This is a genomic window from Plantactinospora sp. B24E8 (assembly GCF_039871735.1).
Classification (GTDB): domain Bacteria; phylum Actinomycetota; class Actinomycetes; order Mycobacteriales; family Micromonosporaceae; genus Plantactinospora.
The window spans coordinates 20,782-34,970 of sequence record NZ_JBDPMH010000009.1 but is presented as its reverse complement, the minus strand read 5'-3'; the positions used below and the strand labels follow the sequence as shown (position 1 = coordinate 34,970).

Below are 14,189 nucleotides of genomic sequence, written 5' to 3'. Positions count from 1 at the left end.
AGTCGGTTCGTGGGAAATTTGCCCGGTGATGGGCGGCTGATCCTGCTCGGGGCGCCGCTCGGCAACCCCGGTGACGCCTCCGCCCGACTGCGGGACACCCTCGCCCGGGCCGACGTGGTCGCCGCCGAGGACACCCGCCGACTCACCCGACTCGCCCGTGACCTCGACGTCAGCATCGCCGGCCGGATCGTCTCCTACTTCGAGGGCAACGAGGAACGACGTACCCCGGAACTGGTCGAGGCGGTCCTCGGCGGCGCGCTGGTGGCGTTGGTCACCGACGCCGGGATGCCGAGCGTCTCCGACCCCGGCTACCGGCTGGTCCGGGCCGCCCTGGACGCGGGCGTGCCGGTCAGCGTGGCGCCCGGCCCGAGCGCCGTCACCACCGCGCTCGCCCTCTCCGGCCTGCCCACCGACCGGTTCTGCTTCGAGGGTTTCCTGCCCCGTTCCGGCGGCGGTCGCCGGTCGCGGCTGCGGGCGCTGGCCGCCGAGGAACGCACCCTGGTCTTCTTCGAGGCGCCACACCGGGTGGCGGACACCCTCACCGACCTGGCCGCCACGTTCGGGCCGGACCGGCCGGCCGCGCTCTGCCGGGAGTTGACCAAGACGTACGAGGAGGTGCTGCGTCGCCCGCTCGGTGAACTCGCCCGGTGGGCGGCGGAGGGGGAGCCGCGTGGCGAGATCACCCTGGTGGTGGCGGGCGCCCCGGCGACCGCCGCCGAGGTCCCGGCCGACGCGGACCTGCGGGCCGCGGTCGCCGACCTGGAGGCCACCGGTACGTCCCGGCGCGACGCCATCGCCGCCGTCGCCACCGAGTACGGCCTGCGGCGCCGCCACGTGTACGCCGCCGTCCACCCACCTGCCGCCGCCCGGTAGGCGGCGGTGGTTCAGTAGGCGGCGACGGTTCAGTAGGCGGCGACCAGGAAGCCGGCGGTGAGCAGCAGCGGTCCGGCGTAGCTGACCAGGGCGGCGCGGTGCCGGTGACCACGATCGGCCAGTCGGAGTGCCCCGGTGCACCAGCCGACCGCGGCGGTGCAGATCAGCACCACCCCGAGCCCCAGTGACCAGTGCAGGTGCAGCAGGCCGGTGCCGGAGCCGACGTACGCCTTCGTGCTTCCCCCGTCGATGATCCGGGCCGGGAATTCGAGGCCGACATCCTCGGGATCCGCGGCCATCCCGATCAGTCGTACGTCCCGGGCGACGAGTCGGCCGTCGGCGGCGACGAACTCGCCTCGGCAGTGCTGGCCGAGACCTCGGCCCCGGCAGCTCTCCACGATCACTGTGCCCTGTTCGCCGTGGCCGATCGCGAGCCACCAGGGCTCCGCGCTGACCCAGGCGAAGAAGCTGGCGGCCAGGGAGAAGAGGATCACTCCGGCGAGCCCGAGCACCGGGTTCGGCGGCGGCTTCGGCGGTCGGGCCGGACGGGGGCCGCCCGCCTCGGCCGGTGGTTTCCTCGGTCGGCCGTACCAGGTCCGAGGGGTCTTCTCCACCGGGCGGCCGTCCCAGTGCACCTCCTCGATCGGCAGCCAGAAGTCGTTGTCGTCCTCCTCCTCGGCGCCGGTCTCCGGCCGGGCGGAGCCGGTACGGGCGGCCGGGATGGCGGAGGGCACCGTCTCGTCCCGGGCTGCCGGGGCTCGGGGTACGCCGGTGGCCCGAGGTGCCCGCTGCGGCAACATGGCGAGCGGGGCGCCGGTGGTGGGCTCGATGACCGACGGGTGGGGCAGCGTGCCGGGTGCGCCCGACCAGGGTGAGCCGAGGGCCGGGGAGGCGCCGCCGAACGGGGTGGCCGCCGTCGCCTCGTACCCGGATGCCGTTCCTGCGGGCGCGCGGGGCGACGGCGCCGGAGTGGAGCCGGCCGTGGCCCGGTCCCCGGGGGTCGACGCGCCCCGCCCGCTGCCCGGCGCGGTCGGCTGGTCGGCCGGTGCCGCGGTCCGGTCATTCATGGCCGGCGAGGTGGCGTCGGCTGGTGGCGCGGTCCGGTCGCCCCCGGCCGGCGGGGTGGCGTCGACCGGCACGTCGAGGCCGACCTCCGGTGGCGGGGTTTCCGCTGGTTGCTGCCCACCTGAGCTGCCCGTCACCGTTCCATTGGACACCGCCACTACGCTCCGAATGCGAAAGCGCACAGCGCGTGTCGGACCCAGTTGAGTCGGAAATCTGCCACTTCGGCCTGCTCGGCCCGGAGAACGTGCCGGCGACGTTGGTTCGCGGTCGCCCGGCAGGGGTCACTAGGCTTGCTGTTCATGAGTCACGTTCTCGCGGCGGTCGCCTGGCCGTACGCCAACGGCCCGCGCCACATCGGCCACGTCTCCGGTTTCGGCGTCCCCTCCGACGTGTTCAGCCGGTACATGCGGATGGCGGGGCACGACGTACTCATGGTCTCCGGCACCGACGAGCACGGCACCCCGATCCAGGTGCAGGCCGACAAGGAGGGGGTCACCCCCCGGGAACTGGCCGACCGCTACAACCGGGTGATCGTCCAGGACCTGCACGGGCTCGGGCTCTCCTACGACCTCTTCACCCGGACGACCACCCGCAACCACTATGCCGTGGTCCAGCAGCTGTTCGAGACCCTGCACGCCAACGGCTACATCGTGCCCAAGGTCACCATGGGCGCGATCTCCCCGTCGACCGGCCGTACCCTGCCCGACCGCTACATCGAGGGCACCTGCCCGATCTGCGGCTACGAGCACGCCCGGGGCGACCAGTGCGACAACTGCGGCAACCAGCTCGATCCGATCGACCTGGTCAACCCGCGCTCGAAGATCAACGGTGAGACGCCGCAGTTCGTCGAGACCGAACACTTCTTCCTCGACCTGCCCGCCTTCGCCCAGGCGCTCGGCACGTGGCTGGACAGCCGGGAGGGCTGGCGGCCCAACGTGCTCCGGTTCTCGAAGAACCTGCTCGACGACCTCCAGCCCCGGGCGATCACCCGCGACCTGGAGTGGGGCGTACCGATTCCGCTGGAGGGCTGGCAGGACCGCTCCGACAAGCGGATCTACGTCTGGTTCGACGCGGTGATCGGCTACCTCTCCGCATCGATCGAGTGGGCCCGGCGCTCCGGCGACCCGGACGCCTGGCGCCGCTGGTGGTCGGCGGACGGCGAGGGCAAGGACGCCCGTGGCTACTACTTCATGGGCAAGGACAACATCGTCTTCCACTCGGTGATCTGGCCGGCGCTGCTGCTCGGCTACGACGGCGAGGGCGACCGGGGCGGCGAGCCCGGCGACCTGGGCCGGCTCAACCTGCCGACCGAGGTGGTCTCCAGCGAGTTCCTGACCATGGAGGGCAAGAAGTTCTCCTCCTCCCGTCAGGTGGTCATCTACGTCCGGGACTTCCTGGAGCGGTACGACGCCGACGCGCTGCGCTACTTCATCGCGGTCGCCGGCCCGGAGAGCAACGACACCGACTTCACCTGGTCCGAGTTCCTCCGCCGCAACAACGACGAACTCGTCGCCGGCTGGGGCAACCTGGTCAACCGGTCGATCTCGATGGCCGCGAAGAACTTCGGCGCGATCCCGCCGATCGACCCCGCCGGGCTCACCGAGGCGGACGAGGCACTGCTCGCCACCGCGAAGGCGGCCTTCGCCACGGTCGGCGGACTGATCGGGAAGCACCGGCAGAAGCAGGCGATCGGCGAGGCGATGAAGGTGGTCGCCGAGGCGAACCGGTACCTCTCCGACCAGGCACCGTGGAAGCTGAAGGGCGAGGACGACAAGCCCCGGATGGGGACCATCCTGCACGTCGCGCTCCAGGTGGTCAGCGACGCCAACACGCTGCTCACCCCGTTCCTGCCGCACTCCGCGCAGAAGATCCACGAGCTGCTCGGCGGTACCGGGGTGCACGCCCCGATGCCGCAGGTCGTGGAGGTCGAGGACCTGGACGGCGGGCCGGCGTACCCGGTGCTGACCGGCGACTACACCGTCGGGACACGGTGGGAGTCGGTGCCGGTCGAGGCGGGCCGGGCACTGGCCGCCCCGAAGCCGGTCTTCCGCAAACTCGACTCGTCCATCGTGGACGAGGAACTCGCCCGACTCGGCGACTGACCCGACCCGGGCGGGTCCCCGTCGGTCGTCGACGACCAGCTCTCGTGACCGGGGAGCGTGTGACATGTCCCGGCATGTCACACGCTCCCTGATCACGTACGGGGGCAGGAACGGTCCTGTTCGCGGGGTGACCGGACCTTTGCGGTGCGTGGTATAACGCTTGAGGCGGTTTCACCTGCGCGGGGGGCTCGAATGGTGGAAGCAACCGAACCAGGCTGGCGGCCCGAATACCGCGGCCCCGACGCCAGTCTCGGCGACGTCGGCTCCGGCAAGATTTTCGGCGCGAACCTCTACGACCTGTACCGGGCTGGACGCATCCTGCTGCCCGGGTCGCCCGGGTCTACGCCGAACAGACCACCCGGATACACGGGATCAGCGGGCCGATGCAGTCGCAGTTCAACGTTCCCGGGCGGGGGCCGAACGCAGCCCATCGCAGCCTTCTGGAATTGCGGGACGAGGTGCACGAGGTGTTGCGGCAGACCTCGCTGCGGATGGCGGAGGTCGCCGCGGCGCTGGTCCTGACTGCCGAGCGTTACGCGTCCACGGACGAGGCGGCGGTCAGGGAATTCACCAGACTCCTCGGTGCCGACCACGCCTCCGACTACCAGCGTCCCGCTCCCGAGCTGCCGGATCCGCCGGCCATCGGCGATCCGCCGCCGGTCGATCCGGCTCGCCGTATGGGCCTCGGCATCTGACCAGCCAGGGGAAAACATGACCGACAGTTCGATACCGTTCAACTACTACCTGCTGGAGAAGAATCTCACAGAGGTCGGCACCTATCTGACCGAGCTGCGCTACATCGACCAGGTCTTCGCGTACATGAACAGCGAGGCGTCGGGCCTGTGGGACATCGTTTTCGATGGGATGTCCAGCGCCTTTAGCAGCGGTGGTCACAGCATCACTGTGGAATTCGGCGGGACGGTTCCGTTCCGAAGGTCCTGGGTTCTGCCGGCAGCTGAATTCGGGCTGCCGTTTCAGGACTCAAGGCCGGATGAGGCCAAGCAGCAGATCGCGAAATACGAGGTGGAGGCCCGGGAGTGGGCGGGGAGCAACATCGCCACGGTCAGGTCGATGGTTGCTTCAATCGCCCATCCAGCCGGGTCCGTCTATTCCGCCGACATGATCGGACCGGTGAAGGACGCGTTGCACGAACTGGAAGACCGCATCCCCGATGACTTCGGCAAGCTGACGTACAGCCTCGGCGACTGGGAGGGTGACGCCGCCCGGGAGTTCGTCACCAACTTCTACCACCCTTTCCAGCACACCCTGGACAGCCACCGGCGGATGCTCAACGCGTTCGCCGGCAGCCTGGCCAGCGCCCATGCGATCGTCGAGGCCACCCAGCAGAGTCTGATGAACGTGGTGCACCACACCCGGGAGGCGCTCCTGGAGCAGTTGAAGTTGCGGGCCGAGCAAGCCAAAGCAGCGAGCGACAAGTCGGTCAAGACCGCCTTGGTGCTAATCGAGGCCCCCCTGCCCATCTTGGCGACGAAGGGCCGCTGGGAGCAGGGGCTTGGCGCGGTCGACGCCGGCTCCGCACTTGCGGGTACGGCTCTGGAGGAACATGCCCTGACCGGAAGTACCGCCGAGGAACTGTTACTCGCACTGACCAAGGCCATCACGCTTATCGAAACCAGGACGGACCAGCAGTACGTCAGACTCAATCAAGAAGTGCAGAATGTCCTTGCCCGGATGGAGTCCATTCGTCACATGCCCGACGGAGCGGACGGGCGGCTCGTGCCGCCCCGGCCCCGGCTGGTAGACGGCGTCGACAGTGGCGACTTTTACATGCCGTCAGTCCGATGAACGAGGCCGTCGTCATGCTTCCACGTCATCGCGCGCGCTCTGCTGTCGTGCGCCAATCGGCGATGCTGGCCACCGCGACCATGCTGCTGGTTCTGGGATGTGACTCCGCCCCGGACCCGATCGAGACGTCTGAACCGAATGTGACATACGAACAGGTGGATGAGGACCTGTGTAACCGCCTCAAGGCGGACCAGGTTGCCGCCCGGTTCGGCCTGGGACTCCGTCCCTCATACGATCGGACGGTCCGATTCAACGCCGTACCGGATCACGTCTACCTTACCTGCGGATTCTGGGCGTACGACGGCGGCGAGCGCTTCCGTACGCCGCTGGGTGAGTTCGATCCGGCCGGCACCATACGAATACGTACTTACTCTGATCATGGTGCTGCCGAAACGGACCATGCCTCGGAGGTGTCCTCGCTGAGGAGTGGCGAGCAGTCCAGGCCGGGCATGTCGAACCAGGCGGTCAGCGGTTGGTGGGATGCAGGGATCTACTCCCAGCAGGTGAGGGCGGTCGACCCCAAGGACTATCCGCGGCTCAAAGGTCTCGACGCGGCAGAAGTCGGGGTGATCTACGAGCTTCGGCACGCCAACCTTCTCGTCACCACGAACCTGTCTGCGGTGGCGGCTACTCCGGAAATCGAGGAGGTGCTCGCTCTTCTCCGTGACCTTGCGAACGCCCTCACCACCGAGGCGGTGTCCCACCTGACGAGGACCGGCCCGGACTGACCCAGCTCCCGACGAGGCTGACAGCGGCGACTCCCCGATGCCCGACGTCCCGTCCGACGGGCCCCTGCGGCCTGACTCGGCCGCCTATGATCTGGTACGCCCTGAGGGCGGGGCGGCCCGCTCGCGAGCGCCTTCGCCGCGCCCGAACCTGTTTCCACACGTACCGCCGGCGGCTGAATACGGGCGATCACCGGTGTCAGAGCGGGTACGGCACGTCGAGCAGGCGGTCGTCGGTGACCTCGGCGGCCGGGGCCCACGCCTCGTAGACGCCACGTTCGTAACACTGGGCGCCGAGCGCGGCGATGTTGTCCGGGTCGGGTCGGCACAGTCGTACCCGCAGCCAACCGGACTCCCCGGTCAGCGCCAGGCAGAGCACGCCGCGCCAGGTGACGTACCGGGCCCGGCGGACGAGGTTCTCCACCGGGTAGCGGGCCGCCCGGGTCATCGCCAGCACCCGGAACTCGTCGGGCGGGTCGGCGACCGCCTCGTGTTCCTGCCCCCGGTAGCCGCCGATCAGCACGGTCGACCGGACCGCCTCGGCGGTGGAGACGTACTCCTGGTCGGGTGACACCCCGGGCACCCCGGCCAGCAGGTGACGCCAGCGCGGGCCGGCCATCCGCAGCCAGCCGCGCTGTTCCGGCTGGTAGGTGTAGAGCACCACCTCGTCCCCGTCCGAGGTGTGCGCGAGCAGGGCCGCGTTCGCCGGCAACGGCAGGTCGGCGAAGTCCCGGGTGACGAACTCGGGGATGAGGTGCCGGCCGCTCGGCGCGAACCCGGTGCCGAGCACGGGTGGGCCGATCCGGTCGTGCGACGGGATCCGGGACAGCCCCTGGTGCTCGGCGCCGACCGGTGCGACGAAGTCGACCGGGTCGGTCGCCCGCCAGCGCAGCAGGTAGGCGACCTCGGGGACGGCCCGTCCGGCTTCGCCGTCGGTACGCAGCAGCGTCTGGTCGGCCGGGGTCCGCAGGTGGGCCACGTCGTACTCGCGGTAGCAGAAGCCGTACGGCAGCCAGCCGCGGAGCAGGAATCCGGCGAGTTGGTGCGGCGACAGTGCCTTGACCATCTGGGTGCCGCGCCGGATTACCGCCGACTCACGTACCGCGGCGAGGGTCGGGTGCGCCACGGCGGCCGGGGACTGGCTGAGTTCGTGGATCCCGCTCCAGGACAGTTCCCGGTTCAGCGGCGCGGTCAGCGGGCTGTCCGGTTCGGGTGCCGTGCCCGGCGGGCGGCTGACCTCGCTGGCGTGCACGAACCGGTGGTACGGGTACCGGGCGGTGGGGCGCCCGTCGCGGACGAACCCGTCGGCCGGTTCCGTACCGAACAGCTCGTACGCCGCCCCACGGGCGAGTTCCTCGGCCGGGTAGGGCACGCCGGCGAACCGTACGCGTAACCCGGCCGGTGCCTCCGGAACCTGACTGGCCTGCGGCGACACGCTCATCGCGCCGACGGTAGGGGCACGGCGTACCGGATTGGTGAACGGCGGGTTACCGTCCGGGGCCACGGCGCCCGTCGATGTACAAAATGCCGGTTCGGCCGGGCGGCCGGTCACCGCTTCGGGCTGACCGGCGTCGGCCAGATCGCTGATGCCCGCCCGACGGCCGGCGTGGGTCGGCTCGCTGATGCCAGCCGGCTGGTTTGGGTTGGTCCGTTGATGCCTGCCGGCCGGTACGTCGATGTGTGCCTGCCACCATCGGCAGGATCGCCGATATGTGATGCTGGCAGCGATGACTGAGCCAACCGAGTCCCGCCGGCAGCGGGCGGCCCGGCGGGCGGGGGAGTTCCCGCCGGTTCCGGAACCGTTGCCCCAGCCGGTGATCGACAGCCACACCCACCTGGACATCACCGTCGCCGAGACCGCCGTGGCGCCCTGGGCGGACCGCGCCGGTGATCCGGTGGCGGCGGCCGTCGCGGTCGCCGCCGAGGTCGGGGTGGACCGGCTGGTGCAGGTCGGGGTCGACGTCGAGTCGTCCCGCTGGGGGGCCGAGTTGGCCCGGCGGCAGCCGGCGGTGCTCGCCACGGTGGCGCTGCACCCGAACGAGGCGCCCCGACTCGCCGACCTCGACGAGGCGCTGCGGCAGATCGAGGCGCTCGCCGGGCAGGAACGGGTACGCGGCGTCGGCGAGACCGGAATGGACTTCTTCCGTACCGGCGACGAGGGCCGGGCCGCCCAGGAGGCCAGCTTCCGGGCGCACATCGCGATCGCGAAGCGGTACGGCAAGCCGCTGGTGATCCACGACCGGGACGCGCACGCCGACGTGCTGCGGATCCTCGACGACGAGGGCGCCCCGGAGACGGTGGTACTGCACTGCTTCTCCGGGGACGCCGAGTTCGCCACCGAGTGTGTCCGACGCGGCTACGTGCTGAGTTTCGCCGGCACGGTCAGCTTCGGTAACGCCGGTAACCTGCGCGAGGCGGCCCGGGTGACCCCACTCGACCAGATCCTGGTGGAGACCGACGCCCCGTACCTGACTCCGATGCCGCACCGGGGCCGGCCGAACGCGTCGTACCTGATCCCGCTGACCGTCCGGTCGCTGGCCGAGACGACCGGCGCGGACCTGGCGGAACTCTGCGCGGCGATCTCCGCGACCGGCGACCGGGTCTTCGGCCCCTGGTGACCGTCAACCCCGCCGCTGTCTGCCGGTACGGCCGTTGCCGCCGGTCGACCCGGCCGGCGTCGGTCCGGGGGTGGCGGCCTCGCCGTCCGTACCCTCCGCACCGTGCTCGGCGGCGAGCCGTCGGGCCGCCCACGGGGTGATCACAAAGCCCCGCTTGACGGTCAGCAGCTGCACGCCGGCGGTCCAGGCCTGGATGCCGTCGATGCCGCCGAGGGTCTTGGTGGTGAACTCGAAGACGTCGGCGTGGGTCGGCAGGATCACCTCGCACATCAGCGATTCCTGCCCGAGGGTGGCGGCGACGTAGCGCACCCCGCGCAGCGCGGCCAACTCGCGGGCCACCGCGTCGAGCCGGGACGGCGCCACCGACAACCAGAAGAGGATCTCCGCCTCGAAGCCGAGCGCCGCCGCCGGGACCAGCGTGATCACCTGTACGCAGCCGGCGGTGTAGAGCGTCTCGAACCGGCGCCGGACGGTGCTCTCGCTGACCCCGAGGCTGCCGGCGACGGACTGGAAGCTCGCCCGGCCGTCCTCGCGCAGCGCGGCGATGATCCGTTCGTCCAGCTCGTCGAGGTGGGCCGGCGGACAGTCGTGCACCGGGGGTGGCGCGACCAGCTGGTTCTCGGTGCCGAGCAGGTGCCGGCTCCACTCGTGGGTCGACTTGTACGTGTGCAGTTCCAGGTCGGCGACGCTGCTCTCGATGCCCGGAATCTTCTGCAACCCGTTGAGCAGCACGCTGTGCAGGCTGGTCCCCTTCGGCACCAGCACCTCGGCGACCAGGTCGTAGACCCCGGTGACCACGGCCACGAAGCGGATCTCCGGCATCGCCGCCAACGCCTGGGCGGCGGGAAGCTGACTTCCCGCCGCGCAGCGGATCCGGACGATCAGCAGATCTGCCTGGCCGCCGCCACCGGGATGCGGGGCGGCGGCCACCTTGACCAGCCCGTCGGCCAGCAGTTGCTGCGCGCGGCGGGCCACCGTCGTCACCGAGGTGCCGGTGAGCTGGGCGATGTCGGTCCAGCTCGCCCGGCCGTTGACCTGGAGGGCGGCGACGATACGTCGGTCGATGGGATCGAGGTTGTACATCTCGACGGGCATCATGCCCTGAGCGCCGGTACGTCGGCCAGGAACTCGCGGACGACCCGCTGGAACAGCTCCGCCTCCTCGGTCTGCGGCGAGTGTCCGGAGTGCTCGAAGACCACCAGCCGGGCGTCGGGAATCAGGTCGGCGATCGTCTCGCTGCACGGCACCGGCGTGATCCAGTCGTGTCGACCCACGGTGACCAGGGTCGGGCAGGAGATGCCGGGCAGCAACGGCTTGATGTCGTAGTTCGGTTGGTTGACGGCAAAGGCGAAGTTGTGCGTGGCGTACCGGTAGGGGGTGTTCTCCACCCGCTGCCGGACCTTCTCCCAGTCCAGGTCGTGGTCGTAGAGCGGCAGGATCTCCGCCCAGCAGTCCCGCAGGTCGGCGTCGTCGCGGACCTGGCCGGACATGATCCGGTCCAGCTTCACCCGGTCGATCTCCACCCGCGCCGAGTCGAGCGCGTTGCGGATCGCCAGCTCCTGGTTGCTGTTGTCGGCGGCGGTGTCCCGCAGCACCAGCGCCGCGACCCGGTCCGGATAGCGGATCGCGTACTCCATCGCGATGAAACCGCCGTACGAGCCGCCGGCCATCACGACCCGCTCGGCACCGGCCCACTCGCGCAGACCGTCCACGTCGGCCGCCCACTGCTCGTGGGTGAACGGCTCGTTCCCCTCGCTGATCCCGGAGCCCCGGGCGTCGAAGACCACCACCCGGTACTCGTCGGCGAAGGCGCCGAACGAGGCACGCGGCTCGGCCATCGAGCCCAGCCCCGGCGCGCCGTGGTGGACGATCATCGTGGGCTTGCCCGGCGCGTCGCCGAGGACCTCCACGTTGAGCCGGTTGCCGTTGATCTCCACGAACATGGTCAGACTCCGATCACGATGTCGGTCAGGTCCCGGGGGAAGTCGGTCAGCCGGTGCGGCCCGGTCCCGGTCACGAGTACGGTGTCGGAGATCCGGTAGCCGGCGTGCCCGGGTACGTACACGCCGGGCTCGCTGGAGAGGACCATGCCCGGCTCCAGCACGGTGTCGTCGCCGTCGGCGACCCACGGCGGCTCGTGGAAACCGAGGCCGATCCCGTGCCCCTGCCGGTGCCGCAGATAGTCGCCGAGGCCGGCGCGTCGGATCACGTCCAGACAGGCCCGGTTGGCGTCCACACAGCGGGTGCCGGGGCGCAGCGCCTCCGTACCGACCTGCTGCGCCTCCCGGACCACCTGGTAGTAGCGCCGCTGCTCGGCGGTCGGCTCGCCGAGCAGGAACGTCCGCTCGCTCTCCACGAACCGGCCACCGACCGCACAGCCGAGCGAGAGCATGAACGGCTCGCCGACCCGCAGCCGGTCCCCGCCGGGCAGCCGGTGCGGCTGGGCCGAGTTCGGGCCGCCGTACACCAGACCGCCGGTGAGCATCGGCACCACCACGACGTCGGTGTGCTCGGCGTACATCGTCGCGGCGCCGTACCGGGTGACGTGCCCGGCCAGTTCCGTCTCGGTGGGCAGCTCCCCACCGTCGGCGAGCGCCGAGGTGACCAGCCGGACCCCCTCGGCCAGCATCAGGTCGGCGATCCGGGCCGCCTCGGTGTGCAGCGCGACCTCCTCCGGGGTCTTACGCAGCCGCAGCTCACCGACGAGGTCACTGACCGTCCACCCGGTACCGGGGAAGGCCGCACCGAGCGCGGCGACCCGGCCCACCGAGGTCGACGGGGCGTGGCCGGCCCGAACCGGCAGCACCGGCAGCGCGTCGGCGAGCACCTGCCATGGACTCCGCTCACCCGGGAACTCCGGATACACCACCAACTCGGCGACGGCGCGCTGGTCGGCGGCGTACTCCCGTTCCAGGTCGGGCACGAGCAGCAGCACCGGGCCGTCGGCCGGCACGTACGCCACCACCGGCCGCTCGTTCGGGAAGTGGAAGAACCCGGTCAGGTACGCCACGTCGAGCGGATCGTCCAACAGCAGGGCGTCCAGCCCGGCCGCGTCCAGTCCGACACGGACCCGGTCCAGCAGGGCGGGAAAGAAGGAGGGCGGCAGTCGCACCGGTGTCGTCACCTCGTCCGGGGGTTGCGGGCGTCGTTGTACGCCACGGCGAGCAGGGTGGTGGCCACCACCAGCAGCAGGATGGCCAGGGAGGGGAAGAGCGTGGTCCACCAGGCGGTGGCCAGCGACCCGGAGCGCTGCGCCTGGTGCAGGATCGTCCCCCACGACCAGCTGTTCGGGTCACCGAGACCGAGGAACGACAGCCCGGCCTCGGAGAGCACCGCCCGGGAGGTGGTCAGCACCACCGATACCGCGACCACCGGAGCCACCCCCGGCAGCACGTGCTTGCGGATCACCCACAGATGCGAGCCGCCGATCACGTGCGCCGCGGAGACGTACGGCATCGGCACCACGGCCAGCCCCTGGGAGCGGACCACCCGGGCCACCTCGGGCCAGCTGAACACCGCGATCACCACGACCAGGGTCGGTACGCTCGGCCCGGCCAACGCCGCGACCAGGATCATCAGCGGCAGCACCGGCAGCGACAGCGAAACGTCGACGATGATGCCGAGCAGCAGGTCGGCGGGGCGGAAGTACGCGGCGAGCACCCCGACCAGCACCCCGATCACGATCGCCAGCAGGCTGGCGGCCAGGCCGACCACGATGCTGACCCGGGTGCCCCAGACCACCTGGGCGAAGACGTCCCGCCCCAGGTCGTCGGTGCCGAACCAGTGCCCGGCGCCGGGGCCGGCGAGCACCTCCTCGCCGTACCCGGAGGGGTAGTCGGCGATCAGCGGCGCGGCGAGCGCGACCACGCCGAGCAGCACCAGGATCCCGGCGCTGACCAGACCCAGCGGGTTGCGCCGGAACGCCTGCCAGGTCTGCCGGCCGACCGACTCCGACGGCGGCAGCGCGGTGGTGGCCGCCGGCGTGGTGCCGGCCGCCTCGGGCGGGACAACAGTCGTCATGACGTACGCACCCTCGGGTCGAGTAGTCCGTAGGCGAGGTCGGTGAGCAGGTTGGCGGCGATGACCGCGAAGGCGAGCATCAGGAACGCGCCCTGCAGCACCGGGAAGTCGAGTTGGCCGACCGCCTCGAAGATGGCCCGGCCCACCCCCGGGTACGCGTAGATCGACTCGGTGAGCACCGCGCCGCCGACCAGGAAGCCGAGCTGCAGGCCGACCAGTGTGGTGGTCGGCAGCAGCGCGTTGCGCAGCGCGTGCCGCCACACCACCTTCCGGTTCGGCAGTCCCTTGGCCCGGGCCAGCGTGCAGTAGTCCTCGCCGAGGGCGTCGATAAGCGTGCTGCGCAGGGTCAGCACGTACGAGCCGAGCTGCACCAACACCAGTGACAGACAGGGCAGGATCAGGTGTACGGCGATGCTGCCGTACGCGGCCAGCCCGTAGACGTCGTCGTCCATCGCCCCGCCGATCGGCAGCAGCCCGAGCTGGACGCCGAAGACGTACAGCAGCAGGACGCCGACGCTGGGGATGAAGAGCGACTGGCCGGTGATGCCGCCGACCTGGATCAGCCGGTCCAGGAAGCCCCGGGCCCGGGTGGCGGCGACCACGCCGAGCGGGATGCCGAGCGCGACGGTGACCACCAGTGCGCTGCCGGCCAGCAGCAGGGTCCAGGGCAGCCGTTCCAGCAGGATGTCCAGGACCGGCTGGTTCTGCCGGAACGACACCCCGAGGTTGCCGTGTACGAGCTGCACCAGGTACTCCCAGTACTGCACCGCCAGCGGCCGGTCCAGTCCGTAGTCGTGCAGCAGTTCGGCACGCAGTTCCGCGGTCATCCCGGGGTCGGCGATCGCCAGGGCCGGGTCGCCGGGCAGGAGTCGGAGCAGGAAGAACGTCACCGTCACCGCGAACCACATGGTGAGCAGGCCGCGGAGCAGTCGACGTAGGACAAACCGTGCGCCAGCGGGCATGGTTAACTCCCTCCGGGA

The 14,189-nt window shown here is 70.8% G+C and carries 13 protein-coding genes; 6 read left to right on the top strand and 7 right to left on the bottom strand.

The window, feature by feature from the left end; all coding sequences use genetic code 11:
* Positions 1-18: 18 nt before the first annotated feature.
* Positions 19-873, top strand: a complete 855-nt coding sequence (gene rsmI / locus ABGB21_RS16050) for a 16S rRNA (cytidine(1402)-2'-O)-methyltransferase (protein ID WP_347651968.1) — start codon at positions 19-21, stop codon at positions 871-873.
* A 29-nt stretch (positions 874-902) separates the two neighbouring features.
* Here rsmI and ABGB21_RS16045 read toward each other — a convergent pair whose 3' ends face one another.
* The gene (locus tag ABGB21_RS16045; protein ID WP_347651727.1) at positions 903-2,075 is read right to left on the bottom strand and encodes a hypothetical protein; all 1,173 of its coding nucleotides are present in this window, start codon (positions 2,073-2,075) and stop codon (positions 903-905) included.
* Positions 2,076-2,237: 162 nt separating this feature from the next.
* Here ABGB21_RS16045 and metG point away from each other — a divergent pair, with 162 nt between their 5' ends.
* From metG to ABGB21_RS16025, 4 genes are all read left to right on the top strand, one after another.
* Positions 2,238-4,040, top strand: coding sequence for a methionine--tRNA ligase (metG, locus tag ABGB21_RS16040; protein WP_347651726.1), 1,803 nt, complete (start codon positions 2,238-2,240; stop codon positions 4,038-4,040).
* Between the two features lie 383 nt (positions 4,041-4,423).
* Positions 4,424-4,735, top strand: a complete 312-nt coding sequence (locus ABGB21_RS16035; RefSeq protein WP_347678376.1) for a hypothetical protein — start codon at positions 4,424-4,426, stop codon at positions 4,733-4,735.
* Between the two features lie 16 nt (positions 4,736-4,751).
* The gene (locus ABGB21_RS16030) at positions 4,752-5,846 is read left to right on the top strand and encodes a hypothetical protein (protein ID WP_347651724.1); all 1,095 of its coding nucleotides are present in this window, start codon (positions 4,752-4,754) and stop codon (positions 5,844-5,846) included.
* Positions 5,843-6,574 carry a hypothetical protein gene (locus ABGB21_RS16025; RefSeq protein WP_347678374.1) on the top strand — a complete coding sequence of 244 codons (732 nt, stop codon included), beginning with the start codon at positions 5,843-5,845 and terminating at the stop codon, positions 6,572-6,574. Before ABGB21_RS16030 ends, ABGB21_RS16025 begins: the two co-directional genes overlap by 4 nt.
* Positions 6,575-6,770: 196 nt before the next feature.
* On the opposite strand, the gene ABGB21_RS16020 is transcribed toward ABGB21_RS16025, so the two are convergent.
* Entirely contained in the window at positions 6,771-8,012 is a 1,242-nt protein-coding gene (locus ABGB21_RS16020) for a hypothetical protein (RefSeq protein ID WP_347678372.1), read from the bottom strand.
* Positions 8,013-8,286: 274 nt separating this feature from the next.
* Between ABGB21_RS16020 and ABGB21_RS16015 the strand changes: the two genes are divergently transcribed.
* Complete coding sequence (locus ABGB21_RS16015) at positions 8,287-9,189, top strand: TatD family hydrolase (RefSeq protein WP_347678370.1); 903 nt, start codon at positions 8,287-8,289, stop codon at positions 9,187-9,189.
* 3 nt (positions 9,190-9,192) lie between these two features.
* On the opposite strand, the gene ABGB21_RS16010 is transcribed toward ABGB21_RS16015, so the two are convergent.
* The 5 genes from ABGB21_RS16010 to ABGB21_RS15990 are packed head-to-tail and all read right to left on the bottom strand — an operon-like array spanning position 9,193 to position 14,171.
* On the bottom strand, positions 9,193-10,287 hold the full coding sequence (locus tag ABGB21_RS16010; RefSeq protein ID WP_347651720.1) for an Lrp/AsnC family transcriptional regulator: 1,095 nt from the start codon (positions 10,285-10,287) through the stop codon (positions 9,193-9,195).
* Positions 10,284-11,132: an alpha/beta hydrolase gene (locus ABGB21_RS16005; protein WP_347651719.1), complete on the bottom strand. Its 849-nt coding sequence runs from the start codon at positions 11,130-11,132 to the stop codon at positions 10,284-10,286. Before ABGB21_RS16005 ends, ABGB21_RS16010 begins: the two co-directional genes overlap by 4 nt.
* A 2-nt stretch (positions 11,133-11,134) precedes the next feature.
* Entirely contained in the window at positions 11,135-12,301 is a 1,167-nt protein-coding gene (locus tag ABGB21_RS16000) for a Xaa-Pro peptidase family protein (protein WP_347678368.1), read from the bottom strand.
* An 8-nt stretch (positions 12,302-12,309) separates the two neighbouring features.
* Positions 12,310-13,209 (bottom strand): ABC transporter permease, encoded by a 900-nt coding sequence (locus ABGB21_RS15995; protein WP_347651717.1) that lies wholly within the window; start codon positions 13,207-13,209, stop codon positions 12,310-12,312.
* Positions 13,206-14,171, bottom strand: a complete 966-nt coding sequence (locus ABGB21_RS15990; protein ID WP_347651716.1) for an ABC transporter permease — start codon at positions 14,169-14,171, stop codon at positions 13,206-13,208. The genes ABGB21_RS15995 and ABGB21_RS15990 overlap by 4 nt, the downstream gene beginning before the upstream one ends.
* Positions 14,172-14,189 lie beyond the last annotated feature (18 nt).